General features: G+C 46.6%; 17 protein-coding genes. 11 read left to right on the plus strand and 6 right to left on the minus strand.

Going from position 1 to position 24,911, the window contains the following annotated elements; translation table 11 throughout:
- Positions 1 to 111: 111 nt before the first annotated feature.
- From G395_RS0112625 to G395_RS0112655, 6 genes are all read left to right on the plus strand, one after another.
- Positions 112 to 2,763, plus strand: coding sequence for a DUF7133 domain-containing protein (locus G395_RS0112625; protein ID WP_026630373.1), 2,652 nt, complete (start codon positions 112 to 114; stop codon positions 2,761 to 2,763).
- Between the two features lie 42 nt (positions 2,764 to 2,805).
- Positions 2,806 to 3,654 (plus strand): hypothetical protein, encoded by an 849-nt coding sequence (locus G395_RS0112630; RefSeq protein ID WP_157486683.1) that lies wholly within the window; start codon positions 2,806 to 2,808, stop codon positions 3,652 to 3,654.
- A gap of 273 nt (positions 3,655 to 3,927) precedes the next feature.
- Positions 3,928 to 4,878, plus strand: coding sequence for a 3-keto-disaccharide hydrolase (locus G395_RS0112635; protein WP_026630375.1), 951 nt, complete (start codon positions 3,928 to 3,930; stop codon positions 4,876 to 4,878).
- 515 nt (positions 4,879 to 5,393) lie between these two features.
- A complete protein-coding gene (locus G395_RS0112640; RefSeq protein ID WP_026630376.1) occupies positions 5,394 to 5,924 on the plus strand; it encodes a gluconate 2-dehydrogenase subunit 3 family protein in 531 nt (176 codons plus the stop codon).
- A 40-nt stretch (positions 5,925 to 5,964) separates the two neighbouring features.
- Complete coding sequence (locus tag G395_RS0112645; RefSeq protein ID WP_026630377.1) at positions 5,965 to 7,680, plus strand: GMC oxidoreductase; 1,716 nt, start codon at positions 5,965 to 5,967, stop codon at positions 7,678 to 7,680.
- Positions 7,681 to 7,854: 174 nt separating this feature from the next.
- A complete protein-coding gene (locus G395_RS0112655; RefSeq protein ID WP_026630378.1) occupies positions 7,855 to 8,991 on the plus strand; it encodes an MFS transporter in 1,137 nt (378 codons plus the stop codon).
- 13 nt (positions 8,992 to 9,004) lie between these two features.
- Here G395_RS0112655 and G395_RS0112660 read toward each other — a convergent pair whose 3' ends face one another.
- Positions 9,005 to 10,138 carry a BamA/TamA family outer membrane protein gene (locus G395_RS0112660; protein ID WP_026630379.1) on the minus strand — a complete coding sequence of 378 codons (1,134 nt, stop codon included), beginning with the start codon at positions 10,136 to 10,138 and terminating at the stop codon, positions 9,005 to 9,007.
- A 149-nt stretch (positions 10,139 to 10,287) separates the two neighbouring features.
- Here G395_RS0112660 and G395_RS0112665 point away from each other — a divergent pair, with 149 nt between their 5' ends.
- The gene (locus tag G395_RS0112665) at positions 10,288 to 12,390 is read left to right on the plus strand and encodes a family 10 glycosylhydrolase (protein ID WP_026630380.1); all 2,103 of its coding nucleotides are present in this window, start codon (positions 10,288 to 10,290) and stop codon (positions 12,388 to 12,390) included.
- Between the two features lie 268 nt (positions 12,391 to 12,658).
- Here G395_RS0112665 and G395_RS0112670 read toward each other — a convergent pair whose 3' ends face one another.
- The 4 genes from G395_RS0112670 to G395_RS0112685 all read right to left on the minus strand — a co-directional run bounded on the left by G395_RS0112670 (position 12,659) and on the right by G395_RS0112685 (position 17,073).
- Complete coding sequence (locus tag G395_RS0112670; protein WP_026630381.1) at positions 12,659 to 13,849, minus strand: acetyltransferase domain-containing protein; 1,191 nt, start codon at positions 13,847 to 13,849, stop codon at positions 12,659 to 12,661.
- A 99-nt stretch (positions 13,850 to 13,948) separates the two neighbouring features.
- Positions 13,949 to 14,848 carry an ROK family protein gene (locus G395_RS0112675; RefSeq protein ID WP_026630382.1) on the minus strand — a complete coding sequence of 300 codons (900 nt, stop codon included), beginning with the start codon at positions 14,846 to 14,848 and terminating at the stop codon, positions 13,949 to 13,951.
- 81 nt (positions 14,849 to 14,929) lie between these two features.
- Positions 14,930 to 16,174, minus strand: coding sequence for an L-fucose:H+ symporter permease (gene fucP / locus G395_RS0112680; protein WP_026630383.1), 1,245 nt, complete (start codon positions 16,172 to 16,174; stop codon positions 14,930 to 14,932).
- Between the two features lie 65 nt (positions 16,175 to 16,239).
- Complete coding sequence (locus tag G395_RS0112685; protein ID WP_035361180.1) at positions 16,240 to 17,073, minus strand: alpha/beta hydrolase; 834 nt, start codon at positions 17,071 to 17,073, stop codon at positions 16,240 to 16,242.
- A gap of 167 nt (positions 17,074 to 17,240) precedes the next feature.
- Here G395_RS0112685 and G395_RS32075 point away from each other — a divergent pair, with 167 nt between their 5' ends.
- Entirely contained in the window at positions 17,241 to 17,405 is a 165-nt protein-coding gene (locus tag G395_RS32075) for a lmo0937 family membrane protein (protein ID WP_157486687.1), read from the plus strand.
- A 92-nt stretch (positions 17,406 to 17,497) separates the two neighbouring features.
- Here G395_RS32075 and G395_RS0112695 read toward each other — a convergent pair whose 3' ends face one another.
- The gene (locus tag G395_RS0112695; protein WP_026630385.1) at positions 17,498 to 18,181 is read right to left on the minus strand and encodes an arylesterase; all 684 of its coding nucleotides are present in this window, start codon (positions 18,179 to 18,181) and stop codon (positions 17,498 to 17,500) included.
- Between the two features lie 108 nt (positions 18,182 to 18,289).
- Between G395_RS0112695 and G395_RS0112700 the strand changes: the two genes are divergently transcribed.
- From G395_RS0112700 to G395_RS0112720, 3 genes are all read left to right on the plus strand, one after another.
- Positions 18,290 to 18,958 carry an ABC transporter ATP-binding protein gene (locus G395_RS0112700; protein ID WP_026630386.1) on the plus strand — a complete coding sequence of 223 codons (669 nt, stop codon included), beginning with the start codon at positions 18,290 to 18,292 and terminating at the stop codon, positions 18,956 to 18,958.
- Positions 18,955 to 21,501, plus strand: coding sequence for an ABC transporter permease (locus G395_RS0112705; RefSeq protein ID WP_310588877.1), 2,547 nt, complete (start codon positions 18,955 to 18,957; stop codon positions 21,499 to 21,501). The genes G395_RS0112700 and G395_RS0112705 overlap by 4 nt, the downstream gene beginning before the upstream one ends.
- 324 nt (positions 21,502 to 21,825) lie before the next feature.
- A complete protein-coding gene (locus G395_RS0112720; RefSeq protein ID WP_211237773.1) occupies positions 21,826 to 24,909 on the plus strand; it encodes a SusC/RagA family TonB-linked outer membrane protein in 3,084 nt (1,027 codons plus the stop codon).
- The last annotated feature ends 2 nt before the right edge of the window (positions 24,910 to 24,911 follow it).

A 24,911-nucleotide genomic window follows, 5' to 3' on the forward strand; every position in this document is an offset into this window, starting at 1 on the left:
GAATTGGTGCTTTTTTGAGTAGTTATTTCCGAATATCCCATTTATTAAGTTGAGTTTGTATCCATATTTTTTCATCTGAAACAAGATGAATTGTTTATCATAAATCCAATTATGTTAAAGATTACTCTGAGTCTCGTAACTGCCTTCCTGATCCTTTACTGGAATAATGCAGCGATCGACCGTTCTGCATCCGTTAATAGCCCAGCCCGCTCTGTAACAGCGGATTCTCTTCCTAATGCAGCCGCATGGCCTGCTGAGTTGAATGTTACCCATTTTGCCGGGTCAGACCTTACACCAAGTCCAGCCTGCCTTGCCGTTGCAGCCAGCGGAGAAGTTTTTGTGGGCGTTGACATGATTGGCTCACTAGGGAAAACGCCCGGAAAAGGACGCATTGTGCGCTTGGTCGATACGGATCATGATGGAAAAGTTGATAAAAATACCACATTCGCAGAGGTGGATAATCCGCGTGGAATCATTGCTATGGGTGATCGCGTATTTGTTTTACACACCACCTTTTCAAAAGAAACACAAAAGGCATCGGGGATGGACCTGGTCGTTTTTGAAGATAAAAACCGGGATGGCGTGGCCGACGGAGGCCCTTCGCCTTTGATCCAAAGCATAAGCTCACCAAAATTCCTCCAAAGCCGAGGAACGGATCATTCAACAAACGGGATTCGGATGGGGATCGATGGCTGGATTTACATTGCTGTCGGTGATTTTGGTTTTCATGACGCCGTCGACAGGTCGGGCAAAAAGCTGACCCAACTGGGTGGTGGAATCGTGCGTGTTAGACCCGACGGGACTGAGATGGAGGTTTTCACTCACGGCATGCGTAACATTTACGATGTGGCGATTGACCCCTACATGAATATTTTCACAAGAGACAACACCAATGACGGAGGCGGCTGGAACATTCGGTTCAGCCATCAGATACAATCAGGTGAATATGGCTATCCTGTTCTCTTCAAGCATTTTACAGAAGAAATTATTCCTGCGCTCGTCGATGTGGGCGGTGGCTCGGGGACGGGGTCCTTGTTTATGGATGATCCCAACTGGCCCGCAAAATACAATCAGGTGCCTATGATGGCCGACTGGGGCAGAAACCAGCTTTACATTCATAGGGTGACACCCGACGGGCCTACGTTCACGCAGAAAGAAGAGGAATTCATCAAGCTTGCACAGATTACAGATATTGATATCGATGCGGCAGGAAGCGTGTACTTATCTGCCTGGGATGGCGCGGGTTATTCAGGGAATCCGGGCAAAGGTTTTGTGGTTCGTGCGGTGCCCAAAACTTGGCAGTACAAACCTTTTGCTGACCTTAAAAAATCCTCTGTAAAAGACCTGGCTGCATTGCTGACGAATGCAAGCGCGGTCCAACGCCTCGCTGCACAACAGGAGTTGCTTACCCGGAAAGCAAAAGATGCCGGAAAAGCATCCTTAGGCATTGCCACGAACAAAAAACTCCCGCTTTACGCACGTGTTGCCGGGATTTTCACATATGCCCAGGTTGCAGGCACTACCGGCCAGGATAACCTCGTTAAGCTCACTGAAGATAATGATGTGAGGGAATTTGCCCTCCGCGCATTGGCCGATCGCCTGAAAAATGTTTCTAATGTCCCTGTTGAGCCGTTTCTGAAAGGTTTGCAAGACGGATCGCCGCGCGTCCAGCTTGTGTCGACGGTAGGATTAGGCCGGCTAGGCCGCCCTGAAACGGCAGACGCATTGCTGAAAGTAAAGGTGCCTGCATCATTCGTATCGCCTGCCAAAGGAACAGAAGGACCGCACGCAACGCCAAACTCACCCATTATTGCCCCGCACATTGCCGTAAGAGCACTTGTTGCGCTCAATGCTGTGGATGCATGCGTGAAAGCCATCGGAACAGAAAATGCCACGCTCGCGCTATGGGCACTGCGTTACATGCATGATCCCAAAGCAGTATCAGGGCTGATTTCGGCTTACGGACGAGCGAAAGGCGATGCATCTAAAAACCAGATAATGACCACATTAGCACGGCTTTACAAGAAAGAAGCACCCTATGACGGCTCCTGGTGGTGGAGCACCCGCCCTGATACGCATGGGCCTTACTATAAGGCCGTTACGTGGGAATCGTCGGATTCGATCAAAGGATTTTTGATGGAGGAATGGAAAAAGACGGATGAAAACGGAAAGCAGCGCTTTGCCGACCTGAATGGTAAAATGCGCATGGGCATCACCGAATTCGGCGGTGAAGAAGTGGTCGCCGCCAAAGAAGAAGTGAAAATTGATTTAAATAAAATCCGAAATAAAAAAGGGCAGGTGGGCGAATCTTCGATTGAAGATGTCATGCTGGCGATTGCCAAAATCGAAGGTAATCCTGCTTTGGGAAAACAGTTATTCACCAAGCAGGGATGCATTGCATGCCATAGCCTCAGCAAAGGCGAAGTCATGAAAGGACCATTTATGGGCCAGATCGGCTCCATTATGAACCGCGAACAGATCGCCGAATCCATTTTGAAGCCCAATGCATCTATCTCTCAGGGATTTGCCTCGGTGTTGATCACTGCAAAAGGGGACAAGACTTACATGGGATTCGTTTCCGAAGAATCGGCGGAGAAGGTTGTAATCCGTGACATTACCGGACAAGTAACGGTTGTAAAAGCATCCGATATCATTTCGCGGAAAGAAATGGAGACGTCAATGATGCCTCCTGGGCTTGCGAATGAGCTTTCTTACGAGGAATTTGCTTCGCTGATCACATTTTTATCTCAGCAACGGAAATAGCGGCAGTCGTTGCAGCCCGGTTCAATCTTAAACATTCCATTCATGAAAAAACATCTGGCGTTTCTTTTCTTGCTTGCACTGGGATCCTGTAACGATGATAAAAACCAGCCTGCGCCCTACCCCGACCCTGCGGTGCTGGCGAAGCAACAGGCGCCTTTTGGTTCGCCGCCCGTAGATGTGAAATTGAAAAAGCTGCTGTATAACGGCAAACTCGCTGCAGAATACATTTATGAGGGAGATTTGCTTCGTGAACAAAAAAAGTTTCTGTTTTTTAATGTTCCCGGGCATTATCAAAGCGGCAATTTCGTAAGGAATGCGGGGGTTACAGAATCTTACGATGTTGTCTCCGCGGCCTGGAACGGCGAAGCGCAAACCGTTTCCGATGTTTTCAAACCTGCGTATTCGATCCGGTTTAATAAGCCTGATAATGATTCACTGCGCGAAGTGACGGAAGAGAACCTGATTTTCCTGGAAATTTTTTACAGGACTTATGCAATTGATAAAGAAGGGTTTATCACGCGCCAGGAATTTACCGAGAAGACCAACACAGCCAACGATTTTTCAATATTCTACATCCGGAATGGGCAGCATAATATCGCCAAAAGCTGGGTCAAATATGCCGAACAAGCTGCTCCCGGCAGTTATGTCGAATACGAATTTGACAATCATCCAAACCCGTTCTTTAAGCTTGGCCTGGACCGGACCGGGCAGCTGGCTGCACATGCTATGAGCCCGAACAATGTGGTGAAAGAGACCGTAAGCGATGCCAATGGCCCGATTTATTCTATTGATTACAAATATGAATACGCTGCAAATGGTTATCCAAGCAAAGTCAGCGTCGGATCCAAAAGCCCGGCTATCACTCCCTATACGATGGAATTTAACTATTGACAGAGCGAGAACATTGCCCTAATTGCTTAACAGCGGGCATGGAATGGTAGATACGATCCCGATTTTTTTACATTTTCAATGTCTGATAGCAGGGGCGCCTCGGTATTATCCATCCTTATTTTACATTTCGTATCCTTTCAAAGTTAGCCAACATATCCGCTATTTTGAAAAGTTTTTAATCCATGCGGCGGCGATGGTCACAGGCTGTGCGTTACCGGAGTCTTTTGTCGAATTTTATATTTAAATTGTCACCCTTAACTTTTTATCAAAAACATGAAGAAATTAATACAAACCTGTCTTTTTGCATTCGCATTATTGCCAGGCGCTTTCGCAAACCAAGCAAATCCGATCCCCTCAGCCCCTGCCCCCGCGCCTATCGAAGGCCGCTGGGACATTACCGTAGATATGGATGGCAAAAAGGCCCCATCCTGGCTGGAAGTGCGCCATTCAGGCAACCATACATTGATTGGCCAGTTTACAAGCGTCTCGGGAAGTGCCCGCCCTATTTCAGAAGTCATCTTTAAGGATGGCCGGTTTAGCTTTGAAATCCCGCCGCAATGGGAAAAAGGTGATGGCAATTTAAAGCTCGAAGGAACGCTGACAGGAGAAAAGATCGCAGGAAGTGTAAGCACACCCGATGGTAAAAAATACAATTACACTGGCGTTCGCGCACCGTCTTTACGCAGGACAGCGGCACCTGTATGGGGCACGCCGATCAAGCTCACCGGCGGAAATGAGATCAAGGGATGGCATGCAGCCGGTGAGAACCAGTGGATCGCTGAAAACGGCATTTTGCGCAGTCCAAAATCCGGTGCAAACCTTATTACAGATCAGAAATTCAATGATTTTAAACTGCATGTGGAATTCCGCATTCCAAAAGGAAGCAATAGCGGCGTGTATCTGAGAGGCCGTTATGAGGTGCAGGTTACCGACAGCAAAGGCATGGAACCATCTCTGGACCAGTTGGGTGCAGTTTACGGCTTCCTGGTTCCAAGCGAAATGATGGCCAAAGATCCGGGCGAATGGCAGTCTTTTGACATTACATTGGTTGGCCGCATGCTGACACTGGTTACCAACGGCAAAACCGTGATCACCAATCAGGAAATTCCCGGCATCACAGGTGGGGCGCTGGACAGCAACGAAGGCGAGCCAGGCCCGCTTTACATCCAGGGCGATCATGGCCCGGTGGAATACAGAAATATTGTGATTACTCCCGCCAAATAATTTCAATCATTCAAAGCGGATTTTTATTGGATCAAACAAAAAAGTGGCAGGGAAATTCCCTGCCACTTTCACTATACACACACTGTCATGACCCTTGGGTCACCTCTTAAAAAACAGATGCATTTTAAGGCATCTGGCAATTCGATTATTAGCTAGGTTTGAAAACATGGTTTGATACATTGAATACGCCATTCAGGCTTGCCGTCTACTTTAGAAAAAAATAACTTTCCTGAAAATCAGGAAAGTTATCCGCATTATTTACTCAACGTTCCTCTATTACTTAACCTTTAAACTTATCCGCCAGATCGAAGAATCTGACGAATGCCTAAGCTTTGGTTCAGAATATTGATCAAATATGGCAGGTTGGAGGCGACCAAGACAAATGCGATGATTAATCGGTGGACCTGAGTTAATTTACGGAAAATTTTGGCCTTAAATGGCAAAAATTCTGGACAGGTTGTTATATTTAAAGGTTAATTTTAATTAATTCCATTCCCGACTTAAATCCTTGACTAATGAACCGTAGAGAAGCTGTTCAAAAAATAACCTTCCTGCTTGGAGGCACACTCTCCGCCCCCTTAATGGCAGGTATCATGGGTGAAAAACTGAACTTTGGCCCTTCACTGGATATATCTGCCGAACAGGAAGCACTTTTGGCCGATGTTGCAGATACTATCATCCCAACCACCGGAACGCCGGGGGCCAAGGCTGCGGGCGCAGACAAGTTTATCACCAGGATCATGCGCGACTGCTACGAAATGGCGGATCAAAAGAAATTTTATTCCGGACTGGATAAAATAGATGCGCAAAGCAAAGAAGTGTACAGCAAAGGGTTTTCGGCCCTGGATGCAACGCAGAAAAACGACATTATCAAACGCACAACGGTTTCGGATAAGCCATTTTTCCTGCAAATGAAAGGTTTAACCGTAACCGGTTATTTCACTTCAGAAATCGGTGCAACGCAGGCACTGGATTATTTGCCGATCCCGGGACGCTTCGACGGCAGCTGGCCGATGCCAAAAGGCCAGAAAAGCTGGGCGCTATAAATGACTATCCCTGACCAAATCATTAATAATATCCCTTATAATGGCGAATTTAAATATTGACGCAGTAAAAGAAATTACCTACGACGCAATCGTGATCGGTTCCGGCGTATCCGGTGGCTGGGCAGCAAAAGAGCTGACAGAAAAAGGGCTGAAAGTGCTGATGCTCGAAAAAGGCAAAAACCTGGAACACGTTACCGGCTACGAAAACGCCCTGAAAGCGCCCTGGGAAACGCAATACAACGGCCGGCTGACGGTAAAGCAAAAAGAAACGCACCCATTCCTCTCCCGCGATTATCCGTATAATGAAATGACGGAAAAATACTGGATGAATGATATGGACTCGCCTTACGAGGAAAAGAAAAGGTTCGACTGGTTCCGTCCCAACATTGTTGGCGGGAAATCGATCATGTGGGGAAGGCAGTCGTACAGGTTAAGCGACATTGATTTTGAAGCGAATTTAAAGGACGGCATCGCAGTTGACTGGCCGATCCGTTATAAAGATATAGCGCCCTGGTATTCTTATGTTGAAAAACATGTTGGGATTTCAGGCGAAAAACTGGGGCTTCCTCAGTTGCCGGACAGCGATTTCATTCCACCTATGGACATGTATTTCGTTGAAAAAGAAGTTAGAAAAAGACTCGAAAAGCAATTCCCCGGCCGCACAATGACCATTGGCCGCGTTGCTAACCTTTCACAGCCGACCAAAATCCAGCTTGAAGGAGGCCGCTCTCCATGCCAGTATCGTAACAAATGCTCACTGGGCTGCCCTTACGGTGCTTATTTCAGTACGCAGTCCAGCACGCTTCCGCCAGCAGTAAAAACCGGCTTGCTAACCTTGCGTCCGGATTCGGTTGTGCGGGAAATTACTTATGATGCAAAATCGAGCAAAGCCACAGGTGTAAAAGTGGTGGATTCGGTAACATTGCAGGAAAAGGAGTATTTCGCAGGACTGATTTTCGTTTGCGCCAGCGCCCTGGGTTCAACAGCTGTGTTGCTCAACTCAACGTCGGACCGTTTCCCGAACGGAATGGGCAATGATTCGGGCGAGCTGGGACATAACTTGATGGACCACCATTTCAGAACAGGCGCCAGTGGCGTTTGGGAAGGTGATTTGGATAAATATTATTTCGGACGCCGTGCCAATGGCATTTACGTTCCCCGTTACCGCAACATCGGTTCTGATAAACGTGATTATCTGCGCGGGTTCGGTTACCAGGGTGGCGGTGGCCGTCAGGGATGGCAGCGCAATGTTGCCGAACTTGCTTTCGGTGCTGACTTCAAAGAAGAACTGACAACTCCGGGCAACTGGACAATGGGCTTCGGCGGTTTTGGCGAAACATTGCCTTACCACGAAAACTACATGTATCTGAACAAAGACAATAAGGATAAATTCGGCATGCCGGCAGTAGTATTTGATGCAGAACTGCGCGAGAACGAGAAAAAAATGCGCGTGGACATGATGAATGACGCAGCCGAAATGCTCGAAAAATCAGGTCTTAAAAATGTGAAAACGCATGACAACGGATCATATCTTGGCATGGCTATTCACGAAATGGGAACAGCCAGAATGGGCCGTGACCCTAAAACTTCGGTTTTGAATGGAAACAACCAATTGCATTCCGTTAAAAACGTGTTTGTTACCGACGGTGCAGCCATGACTTCGGCTTCTTGTGTGAACCCTTCGCTGACTTACATGGCATTAACGGCCCGCGCGGTTGATTTCGCTGTGAAAGAATCGAAGAAGAAAAATATCTGACAGGCCACTTACATTCGCATAGTAGAAACTATCCGGGCTCCTCAAAGCCGGATAGTTTTTTTTTAACCCGAATGTTTTCACGCAAACAATTTGCAGTTTTTTGCAACATTTATTTTAACAATCTCATTAATGTTGCATATTATTGCATCATAATCCTTTTGTATTAGTCCTTTTATGCAAGAAAAAGCAAAAATAAGCGCTGCAAGAAAAGCGGTATTACTCATTTTCCTGGTCTGCGGGATCGGTTTATCCAGCTGGGCCCCGATGGTGCCTTTCGCTAAACTTGCATTGGGGCTCAGTGAGGCTGACTTAGGCGTCGTACTGTTAGCCTTGGGAGCAGGTGCAATTTTGACAATGCCTATAACCGGAATTTTAATCAATAAATACGGTAGCCGCCGGATCTCTCTTCTCTCCGCGCTGATTATTGCTATATTCTTGCCCTTGCTCTTACTGGCCAGCACGCCTTACGAACTTGCGGCTGCCTTATTTGTGTTTGGAGCGGGCATCGGCTCGGTTGATGTGGCTATGAACGCGCAGGCCGTTTTGGTCCAGGAAAAACACGGAAGCCACATTATGTCATCTTTTCACGGAATGTTCAGCGTAGGTGGCTTACTGGGTTCCATCGGGCTCGGTTTTCTGATCAAGGCAGGACTTTCACCCACGGTTGCGGCGGTGAGCATTTCCGCATTGCTGGTTATTATCGCAGCCACGCAGTTCAAATATTTACTCCCCCATTCCGAAGAAGCAAAAATCGACAAAGCGAGTTTTATTCTCCCAAAAGGCCCTGTGCTTGTGTTGGGGCTTATGTGCTTTATCCTATTCCTGGCGGAAGGTTCGTTGCTGGACTGGAGCGCGGTATTTTTACAGTTTTCCCGGGACTTTGACCCTTCCCTCTCCGGCGTTGGTTATGCAGTATTTTCTGTTGCCATGGCTATTATGCGCTTAACCGGTGATAACCTGATCCATAAGCTCGGACCTTCTAAGGTTGTTTTTTACGGAACATTTTTGGCGGGAGCTGGCTTCCTGCTCGCAGTAGCAGTGCCCTGGGCACCGGCTGCATTGGCCGGCTTCGTTTTGGTTGGTCTGGGTGCCGCTAATGTCGTCCCGATTTTTTTTACAGCCGCTGGTCGTTTTCCCAATGTGCCACCGTCCGTTTCCCTTCCTGCCGTGACAACATTAGGCTACGCAGGACAATTGGCTGGCCCCGCATTGATTGGGTTTATAGCAGAATTCACCTCCCTATCTATCGCCTTGGGCTTTGTGGGCGTGCTTTTGTTCATTGTGGCTTTCACTTACAAGCACAGGGATTGATTTTGAAATCGCATTAAAAGGCTTCTCCTGTAAACAAATAAAATCCTGGCCCGTCTTTGGTAAAACCAACGTCGAGTCTGAGGAAAATGTCTTTTTTTGGAAAAAGCAAATAACGCAGGCCTACACCACCAGAGGCCCTTATGTCTTTTAATGTGAATGCGTTAAGCTTTGGTGCCACAACGGCGGTTCCGGCAAAGGCCACGGCACCGAAACGCTTACTAAACCCAAATGGCAGCCAACGATGCTCCACCTGGCCTGCGATCATATTTTTATCCCGGTAACGGCCATAGTAGTAACCCCGCATGATCATTTCGCCGCCCATCAATGCAAGCTGGTTAAACGGAACATTACCCGAATAAAAATTGCCCAAAACTTGCCAGGCCAGCACATTGCGCGCGCTCACGGGATGCGATGAACGCACGTCCAGGTTAACGCCCTGAAAATTAAAGTTACTTCCCAGTGACGGGCTGTATTTCAAAAATGATATTTCCCCGAAAAATCCTTTGCGGACATTGAGCACATTATGCCGGTTGTCGTAAACCAAGGCACCACCAAGCCCTATGTTTCGCGTCCCGTCACTTCCCAGCGGCTTGTCATAGGTGTGATTATCAGGTTGTTCAAAATCTGTGTTGTATAGTTGCTGGTAATCAATTTCAGGCCCGGCGAAGAAGTTGGGCTTTATTTTTCTTAGAACCCTTTGTTTAAAAAGAATGTAATTCGCGTCGATCAGTGCCGGATCCTTACCCACCGTTTCAGGTCCTATGCCGTAATAAAGCAGCGGGAAACGCTGGAAACGCGTCCTACCAAGGAAAAACCAGTTGTCTTTGTCCCCATAAATAGCGTTATCCAGCCAGATGCCGTATTGCGCTTCCAATGTTACAAATGTGAAAGCCTGCACTTCGCTTAACCGGTTGAGGGTGTCTTTGTTAGCCTGAAAGATCAGTAAGGAGGACAATCCGAATTCAAAGCTGGTTTCCGGCGAGTAGCCCAATGTAGGATAGATCCGGAAGCTGGATTCGCCGGGAGCGGTTGTATCAGAAACGGTCTTTTGTACAAATCTTTTAAACCAGCCTTCCTGTGCCTCAGCACGATGGCCCGCCGCCACATAAAGAATAATGAGCAGCGCCGCGACTTTAACCTTATCCAATTCCGGTAACTTTTGATGAGAAAGATTTTATATAACAAGAGCTATAAAAATTGCGCCAAATGCCGGCAACCCATTTTCCAAAACGATCGAAAACCGTTAGTAGATCACAATTACATCATTGCTTTCCCTGTAAACGACATAAATTCCTGATGAAAAAATTAACGGCGCTTATCTTATTTCTGTTTTTGACCAACACGCTTTACGCACAAAATACCAAAGATCTTTGGTGGAAAAGGAACAATCTGCGGGTGATCCAGATGAACCTGCCTTCCTATGAAGCCGCCACCATCAATGCTGATTCTATCGTTGCAGATTTGATCACTTATTCCGCTAACACATTGCTGATCAATGCGGGCGGAATCATGGCTTTTTATCCTACCAAGCTGGACTTCCATTATACCAATCCATTTATGAAGGAAAATGTGTTGGGTGATGTTATCAAAAAATGTCATCAAAACAACATTAAGGTCATCGTCCGCTTCGATTTCAGCCGGGTCCACGAAAGCATTTACAAAGCGCATCCAGAATGGTGCTACATTTCTCCAAAAGGTGAGCGGATCATCAACACCGACATGTATGTGGTCTCCATTAATGCGCCCTACGTGCAGGAAAAGGCCTTTAAGATCATTGAAGAAGTGATTGATATGTTCCCGATCGACGGGATTTTCCTGAATATGCCGGGTTACCAGGTGAACAATCCATACGAAGGAAAATACCACGGCATTGATCAGAATGAGTTTGATAAAAAAGCATTTGCCGCTTACTCGAACGGAAAAGTGCTTCCTACCGAAGAAAATAAAGCCGATTCACTTTATCAGAAATATCTTGCGTTCAAAAAACACACGGTTGAAGATTGGTCGGAAAGGCTTCATAAACTGGTAAAGTCCAAAAATGAGCAGATCGCCATTTGCACTTACTCGGATAAGTTCGTTGACATTATCCGGCACGAATCGCAGAGCATGACAACCCTGCCCTACTGGCCTTACACGGCTTCCGACAATGTCAGCAATGCCGTTAATTCCTTTCCGGACCACATTATCAGCAACGCCAGTATTCAGCAGATTTCTTTTCAATCGCGTTACAATGCTGTGGAACCGCAGGAAGTTCAGATTCGGCTTTATGAGAACATTGCCAATGGTTCGGGCCTGGATCTCAGCATGATGGGTGATATGCGGGGCTATGAAGACGAGCGCAATTATGGGGTGATCAAGAAGGTTTATGCCTTTCACGAGCAGCATGAGCAGTATTTTGGCAAATATAAATCCCTTGCTAAGATCGCCATCATTGCGCCCGGCGCCTGGCCGAATGGCGAACCGATGCAGGAATATCGCGGCGTCCAGCTTATGCTGCGTGAGGCGCACATTCCGTTTGACATCATTGAAGACGGTCAGATCGGAAACCTGGCCGAAAAAGTGAACGGTTACAAGCTCATCATTCTCCCCGAGATCACCTATTTAAAACCCGAAGCCATTCAGGTCCTGAAAGATGCGAGCAAAGCAGGCACTCACCTGATCGCCACAAACCGCACCATGTTCGACAGTCCGGAAACATTGCAGGAGCTGTTCGGAGCAAAAATTGAGAAAAAGGATAATGACGGCGCCGGAAATTATCTTGTTCCGGACGACCGCAACATTTTTAAAAGTTTCCCCGGTCAGAAAATGCTGTTCTGGAAATTCAATCTTGGACTTTACGACCTCTCGGGCACAGACCAAAAACTGCTTCCCATATTATCCAAAGGCCGCCCCGGCCCACCCGAAATCATCGGCGGCCACGAACCGACGGGCTATTATGCATTAGGGATCAAAAATCATGAAAAAAGCAAAGCACTTATTTTCCCTGTCAGCCTGGGCCGGATCTATTATATGCACGGTTATCAGGAGCACAAAAATCTGCTGCTGGACGCAATCCATTTCGTTTTACCAAACGCAAGAGAAGACATTCAAACCAATGCTCCGGAAAGAATTGAAGTTATTTTAAAGGAATTTACGAAGAACAACGTCAGTAATAAAGAGCAGACAAAAAGTGACGGTTTAATCATGCATTTGATCAATCTGACAGGTTTCAGCGGCAACACCTATTTCGCACCATTGCCCGTCTACAACCTGGATTTCAAAATCAAATCACCCAAAAAACCAACCAAAATCTTCTCCCTAAACACCGGCCAGCCTATTAAGTTTACTTATGTAAATGCAGGCATTAACTTGAAGATCAGCAGGCTGGATGGTTTCGATGGGATTGTGATGGAGTATTAAATGCAACATTTGAGCGTGGACTTTTTGGACAAATAAAAAGGATTTGACAGCAAAGCTATATTTCAATATGGAACAAAAACCAATTCCTACATTATACGAATGGGCTGGCGGCTCAATTCTAATGTCGACGACCTGACCATGAATCCCGAAGAACCAATGCCGAAATGGGGCTGGGGCGTTCCAGGTGGGCCGTTTATAACTTAAGCGCGTCGGGCTTGTTGGGTGTATCGCGGCTATTCGCTCCTTTCACAAGCGGGAAATAACAATGCTATAAATAGCTCAGCCACCATTTCCTGTTCCGCTCACGGTAATTCCCAAACCACCGGCATGGATAATAGAGCGCGAGGACAATGGAAATCCATATTACATACACCATTCCAAGGCTGTAACCAAAATCGTTCGGGCGGAATTTGAAGAAAAGATCCGGTGCAGTCGCCTGCGCCCAGGTGTAGCCCGAGGACAAAACGGCGATCATGGTCAGCAAGTGAATTAGATAGAAATGCAGCGTAAAGTAGAAGAACGGGACCTTACCGTAAACGGTAAAAAACCGCGTCAGCGCATTATCGGCATGCTCGGTGAGCGCGAGAAAAATAAGGATCGGGCCCAGTGTCATGAGGGTAAAAAGGAGCGAGGGCGGATATTTGGACGCATTCATAAATGATAAGAACGTCCTCAGCCCTTCCGATTGCGGGCTCCATAGCGATTGATCTCCGTAATAATTCACGAAGCGCAAAACCAGGAACAGCACAATGGCCGCCATGCCCGATTGTAAAAGTAACTTCCTACGCTTTTGCTCAGGAAATGCCCGGTTATAAATCACCCCTAACCCGTATCCCGACATCATAATCCCTGCCCAGGGCAGTATAACGTAGAGAAAAGCAATATTCCCGCCATCGCCCCTCGGCACGAAACGTGCTGGGCCCGTTATAAAAATATCCAGGAAAATGTCCAGCCCTGAGCCGGGCGCTGCTTTCACCAAATCGAAGAGGTTATGACCGAAAATCAAAATCAAACCTGAAATCAAAATCGCTTTGGGAGAAAGGAAACGCACTAATAAGCCCAAAACCAGCATGCTCGTTCCCAGCGCCCAGAGCACGGCGAGAAAGATGGTTTTAAATGTTACGTCAAACGAAAAGGCAAATGTCATGAAGGTTATTTCAACCAGAATCAGCCACAGACCGCGTTTCAGGAGGAAAGAAGATGTTTCAGCGGTGGTTTTGTTCTGGCCGGACAAATAGGCCGAAATCCCTGAAAGCAGCATAAACGACGGTGCGCAAAAATGCGTGATCCATCTTGTAAAGAAAAGGGCGGGATTGGTTGTGGCCGGATCGAGCGGATCGGCGGAGAATGCCGTAATGTGAAAATAGTCCCTGACATGGTCAAGCGCCATGATCACCATAATGAGCCCACGGACTGTATCAATGGACTTTATGCGCAAGGAGATTCCGTTCGTTGACATAGAACCCTGTATCCGATAGAGTGATTAATTCACTAAGAAGCTCCGGAACGTGCTGGTTTACTGGTTATAACATGCGGGAATCACCTTGCTAAGCATATTTTACAAAAGCGCTGCCCCGAAAACCCCAGCGCTGTCGCCCAGCTTCGGTTTCAGGATCGGCGTGGTCACAACGCCCTTGTTGAAAATGTATTTTTTGATCTTTTCAAAACCCGCGGTGTAAAGCAATTCAACATTGCCAACGCCGCCGCCAATCACGATCAGTCCCGGATCCAGGACATTGATCAATGTGGAAATAGCGCGTCCGTAGAATTCCAGCAAGCGCTCAATGGTCGCTTTCGCAAACTCGTCATTGCCCTGGTGATAACGGTCCAGGATTACTTTCATCGTCAGTTTTTCACCACTTACTTTTTCGTAAAAACGTTCCAGCGCAGGGCCGGAAATGACCTGCTCTACGCAACCTGCTTTTCCGCAATAACAAGGTTCACCGTTCTCTTCCAGAATGTTATGTCCCCATTCGCCGCCAATTCCATGATGTCCGGCAATTATCTTGTTGTTCACCACCAATCCGCCGCCAACGCCCGTGCCCATGATCACACCAAAAACAACTTCCGCTCTGGGATAATCCTTTCCGGCACCGATCAATGCTTCGGCCAGTGCAAAACAGTTGGCATCATTCGCAAGCTGAACGGGAATGCCTAATATTTTTTCAAGATCCGCTTTTAATGGCATGCCATTGAGGCAGATCGTGTTAGAGTTTTTCATCAACTGCGAATCGGGCTCCAAAACGCCCGGCGTAGCAAACCCGATCTTGGTTGGCTTCTCTCCCACCTGCTCCGCAACCTGATCGATCAGCTTTTTGATCTGTGATAAAATATGATCGTAACCGTTCGCAGATTCGGTCGGAAGGCGCATGCGTACAACCACTTCCAAATTGCGCTCGGGATCCAGCACCGCGCATTCTATTTTTGTTCCTCCTAAGTCAATTCCCCAGAGTTTCATAATATTAAGGCTGTCGGCCGCAGGCTTTCAGCAATCGATTTTTTTATTGATTATTGATTAAAATTTCTGGAACAAACCGGCTTAAAGCACCTTATAATATTTGTATCCAAACAGAAAAATCACTGCATAGCAAATGATCGGCAAATAATAAGCATGTGCCACATCCGACTCGGCCACAGCGCCCATAGCGAAAGGAAAGAACGCGCCACCGACAACACCCATCGAAATAAAGGATGAAGCCTGTTGCGTATGCTTGCCCAGGTTTTTCAATCCCAAACTAAAAATGGTCGGGAACATAATGCTGAAAAAGAAGTTAAGCATCAGCAAGGCGATGAATGAAGGCCAGCCGAGACTCTGCGCGATGATAAGGCACATAACAATGTTACAAGCTGCAAAAATCGCCAATATCGTATGCGGCGCTACGAAGCGCATCAGGAATGTTCCAACAAAACGACCTGTAAGCATTAACACAAAGAACAGGATCATGTAATTACCAGCCACGACGTCGGTGAAACCCATTTTCTCGTGACCGTAATTGATGAAGAATGCCCAGGTTCCCGCTTGTGCCGCTACATTGAAAAACTGTGCAATAACCGCCCATTTGAAATGTCTGTGCTCAAAAAGGCCTTTTTCGGGATGCGTGTCCACATTCGCCGCAGCAGGATCAGCAACCACGTGCGGATCCGTTAGCGCAGGCACTTTTACAAATGAGAACAAAACAGCGATCGTGGCGATAACGCTTCCGATCACGATATATAATGTTTTTACAGAAGTAAGGTCCGTGCTGCCTTCCACATTGTTCCTCAACAAAAAATAAGACCCAACCGCCGGTCCAATGATCGTTCCCAATGCATTGAAAGCCTGTGCAAAGTTGATCCGCATGTCACTCGTGCGCTGATCACCAAGCGACGCTACGAACGGATGCGCCACAGTTTCCAAAGTGGAGATTCCACAACCCAGGATAAATAATGCTCCTCCGAAGAATGGAAATGATGCTGCCGCAGCTGCCGGAACAAACAAGAACGACCCCAATGCAAACAGTGACAAACCAAAAAGCACGCCGTTCTTATAACCAAACCGCTTCATGAAAAGCCCTGCCGGGATTCCCATGACGCCATAAGCGCCAAAAATGGCGAATTGTACAAATGCAGACTGGGTTTTGGTAAGACTTAATACGTGTTGAAAATGTTTGTTCAAAACGTCGCCCATCGTGATGGCAATTCCCCAGAACATGAACAGGGACGTTACGAAGATGAGGGTTATCAAATATCTGTTTTCAGTGAATCGGGCTTTTGTGGGTTCCACGGTTGAGGAATAGTTGCTCATTTAGCTGAATAGTAAAATTTAATGTAAGGTAGATTCTATTTTTTTGAAATGTAAATTAGAGAAATTTAATTGGAAGGATTTGGCTTTTTATTGAAATAGTTACTCATAAAAAGCAACTGATATTGTACTGCATTCGTCCAGTAAGGCCAATTATGGGCACCCGGGCGGACAAGATAATCGTGGGGGATATTTCTGTAAACGAGCTGTTCGTGCAACTTTTCATTCACCTTAAAAAAGAAATCGTCAACGCCGCAGTCGATGATTAAAGCCAGCGAGTTCGGCGTCAGCAGGTGCAGCATATTAATGACCGTGTTCTTCTCCCATCTTTCGGGCTGCTCGGCGTATTTTCCCAGTCGGTCGGCCATGTTCCAGTTATTTGGGAACGGCCTGATATCTACGCCACCGCTCATGCTGCCCGCTGCCCCAAAAACATCCTGATGCCTGAAAGCAAGATAAAGCGCGCCATGCCCGCCCATGCTTAAACCTGTAATGCCCCGACCAGCGCGGTCCTTAACGGTTTTATATTTTGAATCAATAAAGGAAACCAGTTCTTTGGAAACATAGGTCTCATATTGCGACTGCGTGTCCACCGGGCTATCCCAATACCAGCTGCTATAACCGCCATCCGGGCATACAATGATCATATTATAAGTGTCGGCCGCTGTTTCAAAGCCTTTGGCCTTCGAAATCCAGTCGGCATGGTTGCCGCTGTATCCATGGAGCAGATAAACCACCGGATAGGCTCGACCTGAATCATATTGAGATGGCCTTATAACGACTGTTTTAAGGCTTTTTTTCATGATATTACTGTAAACCTGGACGGTGTCGACAGTGGCTGCCGGGGAAAAATGGCAGATAAATGAGCAAATCAGCAGAATTAAAATGGTGTTTCGTTTCATATAGTTTGAGAAAAATTTCTACAACTTAAAGCTATACATGATATCATGTGATCAAATATTGTAGAATTCGGGGAATAATAACGCCTTATTTTCAATCTTAAAGGCTGGCATCCTAATTGATAGGTTATTGCTGATCACAAATAACACTAACTCAAAAAATTAAAACAATGGGAAATCTTCTTTATACAATAGCTGTCATTTTGGTCATTCTGTGGCTGATCGGCTATTTTGGCTTTGCTAGCTTTGGAATGGGAAACATTATTCACATTCTTTTGGTGATTGCAGTTGTTGCAATAATTCTTCGATTGATTCGTGGCGACAGGGTTGTGTAAGGAAAACACCTAATGAAACAAAGGCCCGGAATGTATGTTTTTTAACATATTTCCGGGCCTTTATCTTGTTTACTACGCACCCGTCTTGCGAATTAAAGCAGATCCTTAATCCGCACCCAAACGTTTTCGGCAAGGATTTTATGTCCTTCGGCAGTTGGGTGAATGCCATCCGGCAGGTTAAGCTTGCTCTCGCCACCTACACCTTCCAGTAAGAATGGAATAAGGGTAATTTTATTTTTATCAGCGATCTCTACATAAACGGCTTTGAATTCCGAAGCATATTTCTGTCCCATATTAGGCGGGATTTGCATGCCAGCCAGGACAAGTTTAGCATCGGGATATTTTGCCCGCACTTTGTCCAGAATGGCTTGCAGGTTCTTCCTGGTTTCCGAAACCGGGATGCCCCTTAAACCATCGTTACCGCCCAGTTCCAGCACAAAAATGTCCAAAGGCTGTTTCAGAAGCCAGTCGATCCGGCTGTTTCCGCCCGAAGTGGTTTCGCCGCTCACGCCAGCATTGATCACCTTATAGCTGAGTCCCAGGGAATCAATGCGTTTTTGGATTAAACCGGCAAATGCTTGCGAAGGATCATCCAGTCCGTATCCTGCGGTAAGGCTGTTTCCAAAAAACACAATGGTCTTCTTGGCACTGGCAGGGGTTTTTGAACTTGTTTTTACCGAGTCCTTCTGTTCGGCAGTTTCTTTATTTTCACTGTTGCAAGAAGTCAGGATGGCGCCTATAAGCAGCATTTTGGCTATAAAAACAAAGCGATTCATCATATAATGGTATATTTATGTGCAAGCTAAATCCAAAAGAACCAAATTGGAGTAAATCAAGTTGCCCCAGTTTAGCACACAGGAAAAACATAAAATTAAAAACAATTGATGGATACCATACTCGATCTGCAACAGGTTAGTAAAATATATAAAAGTGGCGACCGTTCGCTGACCGTTTTAGACAATATCAATTTTTCTATCGCAGCCGGCTCAACCATGTCGATCGTGGGGCCTTCCGGAAGCGGAAAAACTACACTTCTGGGCTTGTGCGCAGGTTTGGACCGGTCTACATCCGGAACCGTTGAGTTGCACGGAACGAGGCTTAATGGTCTCAATGAAGATCAACTGGCCGCTGTCCGGAATCAGTATGTAGGTTTCATATTCCAAAATTTCCAATTGCTTCCCACGCTTACTGCACTCGAAAATGTAATGGTCCCGCTGGAACTACGAGGCGAAAAGAACATTAAGCCTCGCGCGCTGGACCTGCTCGATAAAGTAGGCCTTGCCGAAAGAAGCCATCATTATCCTACCCAATTATCCGGCGGAGAACAGCAACGCGTTTCACTGGCCCGGGCATTTTCCAACAAACCGCAGATCCTGTTTGCCGACGAACCGACCGGGAACCTGGACGCAGAAACCAGCGAAAAAGTGGTAAAACTGCTTTTCGACCTCAACCGGGAAGCGGGAACAACCCTTGTGCTTGTGACGCACGATCTGGAACTGGCTGCAAAAACGCAACGCATTATTCGCATTAAAGGCGGCAAACTGGTTGAATGATGAATCAAGATAAAATTAATTTCCCCTGGTTATTGCAAATGGCGTGGCGTGACAGCCGGAAAAACCGCTCTCGGCTGCTGCTTTTCATTTCGTCCATTATCCTCGGAATTGCTGCCCTTGTGGCCATTTACTCCCTGGGTGATAACCTCAGATTGAACATTGATAACCAGGCAGCAACATTAATTGGCGCTGATCTGGCCCTTAATACCGGAAAACCTGTTGAAGGAAAGGCCAAAACGCTTGTGGATTCTTTGGGAAAAACCAGGTCTGAGGAGCGCAGTTTTGCCTCCATGATTTATTTTCCAAAAAATGGCGGCAACAGACTTGCCCAGGTTAAGGCCCTGGAAGGCGATTTTCCTTACTATGGAAAGTTCGAAACCATTCCCGTTACTGCCGAACAAACATTTCGTTCGAGGCAAGAAGCGCTTGTAGATCAAAGCCTTATGCTGCAATATCAAGCAAAAGTGGGCGATTCGATCAAGATCGGTAATGTAACTTTTGCCATCGCTGGAATTTTGGAAAAAGCGCCTGGCTCAACGGGACTTACGAGCACGGTCGCGCCATCGGTTTACATTCCCATGCGCTATCTTGCTCAAACGGGTTTAATGCAGAAAGGAAGCCGCGTCGCTTACCGCTATTATTACAAATTCGCGCCGGAGACAGACGTTGAAAAGCTTGCCAAGCAGCTTGAACCCCGTTTTGAAGCCGGTGATCTGGACTACAAAACCATTCAATCCCAAAAAGAAGACACTGGCAGATCATTCAAAGATCTGACGCGTTTTTTAGCCTTGGTAGGATTTGTCGCATTGCTTTTGGGCTGCATCGGCGTTGCGAGTGCAATTCATATTTACATTCGCGAAAAACTCAACTCGATTGCTATTCTGCGCTGTCTGGGGGTTAAAGGCTCTCAGGCATTCCTGATTTACCTGATCCAGATTGCAGGAATTGGCATTATCGGATCCATTTTAGGCGCGATCCTGGGCACCACCATTCAACAGTTTCTGCCGATTGTGATCAAGGATTTTCTGCCTTTTGAACTTACTACGGACATTTCCTGGCTTGCTATCGGACAAGGTTTGGCTATTGGTGTGCTAATTTCAATCCTTTTCGCATTGCCTCCGCTCGTTTTGATCCGCAAGGTTTCGCCGCTGAATGTGCTGCGCGTTTCGCTGGATGCGGTGAAGATGGAAAGAGATCCGTGGGCCTGGGTGCTTTACGGCCTGATCGTCGTGTTTATTTACGGCTTCGCATTTCTGCAAATGAAGACGTGGATTGAAGCGCTGGTCTTCACGGCCAGCATTCTGGCTTCGTTTGTTGTATTATATGGATTCGCAAGTTTGCTTATGTGGCTCGTTCGCAAGTTTTTCCCTACGTCATGGAGCTATTTATGGCGACAGGGCCTGGCTAATTTATATCGTCCCAACAACCAAACTTCCATTCTGGTTGTATCCATCGGCCTTGGCACTTGTCTGGTCTGCACATTGTTTTTTGTTCAAACAATCTTGCTCAACCGCGTGAAAATGTCGTCCAGCGGAAACCAGCCGAACATTGTCCTTTTCGACATTCAGGGCAGTCAGAAAGAAGCTGTGCTGGCGATTGCAAAAGCACAGAATATTCCTGTTAACCAGAACGTTGCGATCGTAAACATGCGGTTGGAAGAAGTGAATGGAAAAACAGCATCCGACTTTGAAGGCGACACCACAGCCGAGCAATCCCGCCGCATCTTCGGCCGTGAATACCGCGTAACATTCAGGGATTCATTGAGTTCCACAGAAAAACTGACCAAAGGAAATTGGAAAGGCACTTACAGGAGCACCGACGGCCTCATCCCCATTTCTATCGAACAGGGATTTGCAGACCGGAGCAGGCTCAAACTGGGTGATACGCTGGTTTTCAATGTGCAGGGAACCATGATGTCGACTACTGTTTCCAGTTTGCGCGAAGTGAACTGGGGCGAAGTCCAAACCAACTTCCTGGTTGTTTTCCCAACCGGCGTGCTGGAAGAAGCACCTCAGTTTCACGTTATGCTCACGCATGTGCCCAATCCGCAGGCATCGGCCGTTTTTCAGCAATCCATTGTTCGGCAGTTTCCCAACATTTCAATCATCGATCTGGCATTGGTACTTCGTGTTTTGGATGATATTTTTAATAAAATCGGCTTCGTAATCCGCTTTATGGCAGGTTTCAGTATTCTTACGGGATTAATTGTGCTGATTGCTTCCGTATTGATCAGCAAATACCAGCGCTTACAGGAAAGTGTGCTGCTCCGGACATTAGGCGCGAGCCGTAAACAGATCTTCTCGATTACGGCACTGGAATACTTTTTCCTGGGATCACTCGCCGCTTTTACAGGCATTTTGCTTTCGCTGATCGGAAGCTGGTTACTGGCAAAGTTCAGTTTTGAAGCAGAGTTCAAGCCTGAGTTTTTACCAATTTTAATTGTCTTCCTATTCATTTCATTCATGACCGTCTTCATTGGACTGGTCAACAGCCGGGGCATTCTTTCACGTCCGCCTCTGGAAGTTCTGCGTCAGGACGTTTAAGTACGAGCGGCTGATTTGACAATTCCATAAATTGTTTCCACAAGGGCAATAACAAAGACTTTTGCGTGCAATAGCCGATTGTGGCTGCTTGTGGGGTTTTTTGATGCTTTTCCTGTTGATTTCATCCTATAAAATCTTCTTATTTTTTCAAACGTTTGCATAAAATTTCAAACGTTTGCATAGCCTATGAGGTAATTTCTATTAAATATTTTAAAAATACAATTTGTAATCTTGCGTAACCAGAACCCTAAAATATCATCATATGCCCCTCTCTGCTTGCGCATCCTACCTTTCATTAACAATTCAACCCAATAATTTGATCTCATGAAAAAAACTTTGACTCTATTAGTCAAAACCGGGACACTTAGCATTTGCCTGTTGCAGGGCGCGGCCATTTATGGGCCATATGCAACGGCAGCGGCTATATTGCCGGTTTCGGGAAGTTTATCGAGCCATTTCGGAGCCGACATGCGTGTAATACAGGACGTTACGCTCACAGGAAAAGTGCTTACAGACGGCACAAAAGACGGTTTGCCCGGTGTTACGGTGGTTGTTACACCCGTTGGCGGTGGCAGCAAACAAGGCGCCACAACAGACGAAAATGGTGTCTTCACCATTTCGAGCCTTCAAACAGGAGTTCGTTACAATCTGGAATTCAGTTATATAGGTTTTGAAAAACAATCTCTGAACGATTTTCTACTCACAGAATCCAATAACAGTTCGATTGAAATCAGACTAAAAGAATCAACATCCAACCTAAGCGAAGTGGTGGTTGTGGGTTATGGAACGACCGTTAAAAAAGACATTACGGGATCTGTTAAATCCCTGAAAAGCAGCGAATTTAATACCGGTATCATTAACTCACCAGAACAATTGCTGCAAGGTAAAGTCTCGGGCGTGAACATTACTTCGGCAACTGGTGAACCAGGTGCAAAAACCAGCATTACCGTTCGCGGGCCGGGTGGGATACGCACAGGAAGCACGCCGCTTTTTGTGGTGGACGGAATGGCCCTGGATAATAGCGGAACCGGCGGCGATACGAACCCGCTGAATTTCATCAATCCGCAGGACATTGAGTCGATGGATGTTTTGAAAGATGCTTCTGCGACAGCGATTTATGGTGCACGCGGTGCCAATGGTGTTATTTTAATTACAACTAAAAAAGGAAAATCGGGACAAGCCAGTGTGACCTATTCAGGATCATTGGGAATATCCAAGATGGCCCGTCCGCTGGATGTGTTATCAGGCCCGGAATTTCTTACCGAAGCTGCCAAACTGGGCGGTACTGTGATTGACGGCGGCGCAAATACGGATTGGCAAAAGGAAATATCCCGGAGCGCAACCACGCATAACCACAACATTTCAGTAGGCGGCGGAACAGATAAAATGACCTACTACGGATCATTCGGTGCGCAAAAACAACAGGGTATTTTGAAAGGCAGCCAGCAGGACCGCTACACCGGTCGCATTAACCTTTCCCAGAAGTTGCTGAACGACCGCGTTACATTGGATGTGAATCTGAATGCAACCAATACCAAAAATAGACGGCCTAACATTCAGGGAATGATTGGCGGCGCTATCACCGCAAACCCGACCTATGCGCCTTACGACGCGAATGGCGAACCATTTCAGTATCAGGATGGAACCAACCCACTGATCCCGCTGAGATTATACAAAGAAGTTTTGAACACCAACCGTGTCCTGGCATCCATTTCGCCCTCGGTGACTATTATTAAGGGTTTGGTTTATAAACTGAATTTCGGTCTTGATAATTCTACGGCAACCCAGGACAAGCAAACCTTGCCGAATGCTGTTCCGTTCGAGATCGGCCGTCTGGAAAATTACCAGACAAAAAACAGTAACAGCCTGATCGAAAATTACCTGACGTATACTGCAAATAGTAAGAACCACAGTTTCAGTGCGCTAGTAGGTCACTCTTTCCAGCGCATTTCGCTGTCCGGAAAGAATTTCAGCATTAATAAATTCCCGATTTCGGACATTGAGCCTATTAATAACCCGAACCTTGGTCAGGATTTGACATTGATCCTGAACGCTCCGGGCGGTTATGCTCGTATTAATGAGCTGCAATCGTTCTTTGGAAGGGTGAACTATGGTTTCAAAGACAGATATCTGGCAACGGCAACGCTTCGTGTTGACGGATCATCCAAGTTTGGAGCTAACAACAAATACGGTTCATTCCCTTCATTCTCATTAGGTTGGAGGATTTCTGAGGAAGAATTCATGAAGTCATCTCCTTTCTCGGACCTGAAACTTCGTGCAGGTTGGGGATCAACGGGAAATCAGGAAATTCCTTCCAAAATTACACAGGCCCGTTTTACATCAGTTGTCTCACCCACAACAAGTTACCCCATCGGAACAGGCTCCTACCCTGCCGGAACCACCAACACCAGGCTGGCTAACCCGAACATTCAATGGGAAGTGTCCAAACAAACGGATATAGGACTTGACTTTGCTTTGTTCAAAGGCGCATTGAGCGGTGAAATCGACTATTTTACCAAAACATCTGAGAAGATATTGTTGGAAGTAATTCCTGCCGATCCTATCCAGCCAGCCGGTGTTTTCTGGACCAACGTGCCTGATATGAAGATTAAAAACCAGGGGCTTGAAGTTGATTTGAACTATCGCGAATCGCTGGACAACGGACTGCGCTACTCTTTTGGTGGTAACATTACATTTATCAAAAATAATGTAACAGGTTCTCCTTATTCTGTGATCCCATCGGGCGCTGCCCAAGGCCCGGGCCTCACCTCGGCGACCATTAACGGATACATTAATAATCAGCCGATCGGAACATTCTTCCTCAAAGAATTTACAGGTTTTGACGAAAAAGGCATCAGCACATTCAGGGACGTGGATGGCGACGGAATTGTGACAGACAAGGACCGCGTTGCTGCCGGGACGGCACTTCCTACCCGGATGTACAATTTCAATGGTAATGTGTCTTTCAAAGGTTTCGACCTGACAGCAAACTTCAACGGTGTGGCTGGAAACAAGGTTTATGACAACACGGCCAATTCCAATTTCTTTAAGCTGAGATTATCCAAAGGTTTGAATGTGACCCGCGAATCATTTGCAGAAGCAGCTGAATCGGTGAACAATTCGGCGCCTGTGTCTACAAGATATTTGAAAAACGGCGCTTATCTGAGGTTGAATAATCTTGCATTGGGATACAACCTGAATACCACGAAACTGGGCATCAACAAATGGGTGCAGACTGTGCGCGTGTCGGTTACAGGCCAGAACCTCGTGGTATGGACCAAATACACAGGTTACGATCCTGAGGTGAACAACGACCGCAATATCAATGAGATCACTTCTTACGGCGTTGATTATCTGAGTTATCCAAAGGCTAAAACAATCCTTTTTGGTCTAAACATTGGCTTTTAATA

It is taken from the genome of Dyadobacter alkalitolerans DSM 23607 (assembly GCF_000428845.1).
In the GTDB taxonomy this organism is placed as follows: domain Bacteria; phylum Bacteroidota; class Bacteroidia; order Cytophagales; family Spirosomataceae; genus Dyadobacter; species Dyadobacter alkalitolerans.

What these genes read in the sequence shown, in the direction of transcription:
- G395_RS0112625 (WP_026630373.1), top strand. Translation starts at nt 112, where the DNA reads ATGTTAAAGATTACTCTGAGTCTCGTAACTGCCTTCCTGATCCTTTAC.
- G395_RS0112630 (WP_157486683.1), top strand. Translation starts at nt 2,806, where the DNA reads ATGAAAAAACATCTGGCGTTTCTTTTCTTGCTTGCACTGGGATCCTGT.
- G395_RS0112635 (WP_026630375.1), top strand. Translation starts at nt 3,928, where the DNA reads ATGAAGAAATTAATACAAACCTGTCTTTTTGCATTCGCATTATTGCCA.
- G395_RS0112640 (WP_026630376.1), top strand. Translation starts at nt 5,394, where the DNA reads ATGAACCGTAGAGAAGCTGTTCAAAAAATAACCTTCCTGCTTGGAGGC.
- G395_RS0112645 (WP_026630377.1), top strand. Translation starts at nt 5,965, where the DNA reads ATGGCGAATTTAAATATTGACGCAGTAAAAGAAATTACCTACGACGCA.
- G395_RS0112655 (WP_026630378.1), top strand. Translation starts at nt 7,855, where the DNA reads ATGCAAGAAAAAGCAAAAATAAGCGCTGCAAGAAAAGCGGTATTACTC.
- G395_RS0112665 (WP_026630380.1), top strand. Translation starts at nt 10,288, where the DNA reads ATGAAAAAATTAACGGCGCTTATCTTATTTCTGTTTTTGACCAACACG.
- G395_RS0112670 (WP_026630381.1), bottom strand. Translation starts at nt 13,849, where the DNA reads ATGTCAACGAACGGAATCTCCTTGCGCATAAAGTCCATTGATACAGTC.
- G395_RS0112675 (WP_026630382.1), bottom strand. Translation starts at nt 14,848, where the DNA reads ATGAAACTCTGGGGAATTGACTTAGGAGGAACAAAAATAGAATGCGCG.
- fucP (WP_026630383.1), bottom strand. Translation starts at nt 16,174, where the DNA reads ATGAGCAACTATTCCTCAACCGTGGAACCCACAAAAGCCCGATTCACT.
- G395_RS0112685 (WP_035361180.1), bottom strand. Translation starts at nt 17,073, where the DNA reads ATGAAACGAAACACCATTTTAATTCTGCTGATTTGCTCATTTATCTGC.
- G395_RS32075 (WP_157486687.1), top strand. Translation starts at nt 17,241, where the DNA reads ATGGGAAATCTTCTTTATACAATAGCTGTCATTTTGGTCATTCTGTGG.
- G395_RS0112695 (WP_026630385.1), bottom strand. Translation starts at nt 18,181, where the DNA reads ATGAATCGCTTTGTTTTTATAGCCAAAATGCTGCTTATAGGCGCCATC.
- G395_RS0112700 (WP_026630386.1), top strand. Translation starts at nt 18,290, where the DNA reads ATGGATACCATACTCGATCTGCAACAGGTTAGTAAAATATATAAAAGT.
- G395_RS0112705 (WP_310588877.1), top strand. Translation starts at nt 18,955, where the DNA reads ATGATGAATCAAGATAAAATTAATTTCCCCTGGTTATTGCAAATGGCG.
- G395_RS0112720 (WP_211237773.1), top strand. Translation starts at nt 21,826, where the DNA reads ATGAAAAAAACTTTGACTCTATTAGTCAAAACCGGGACACTTAGCATT.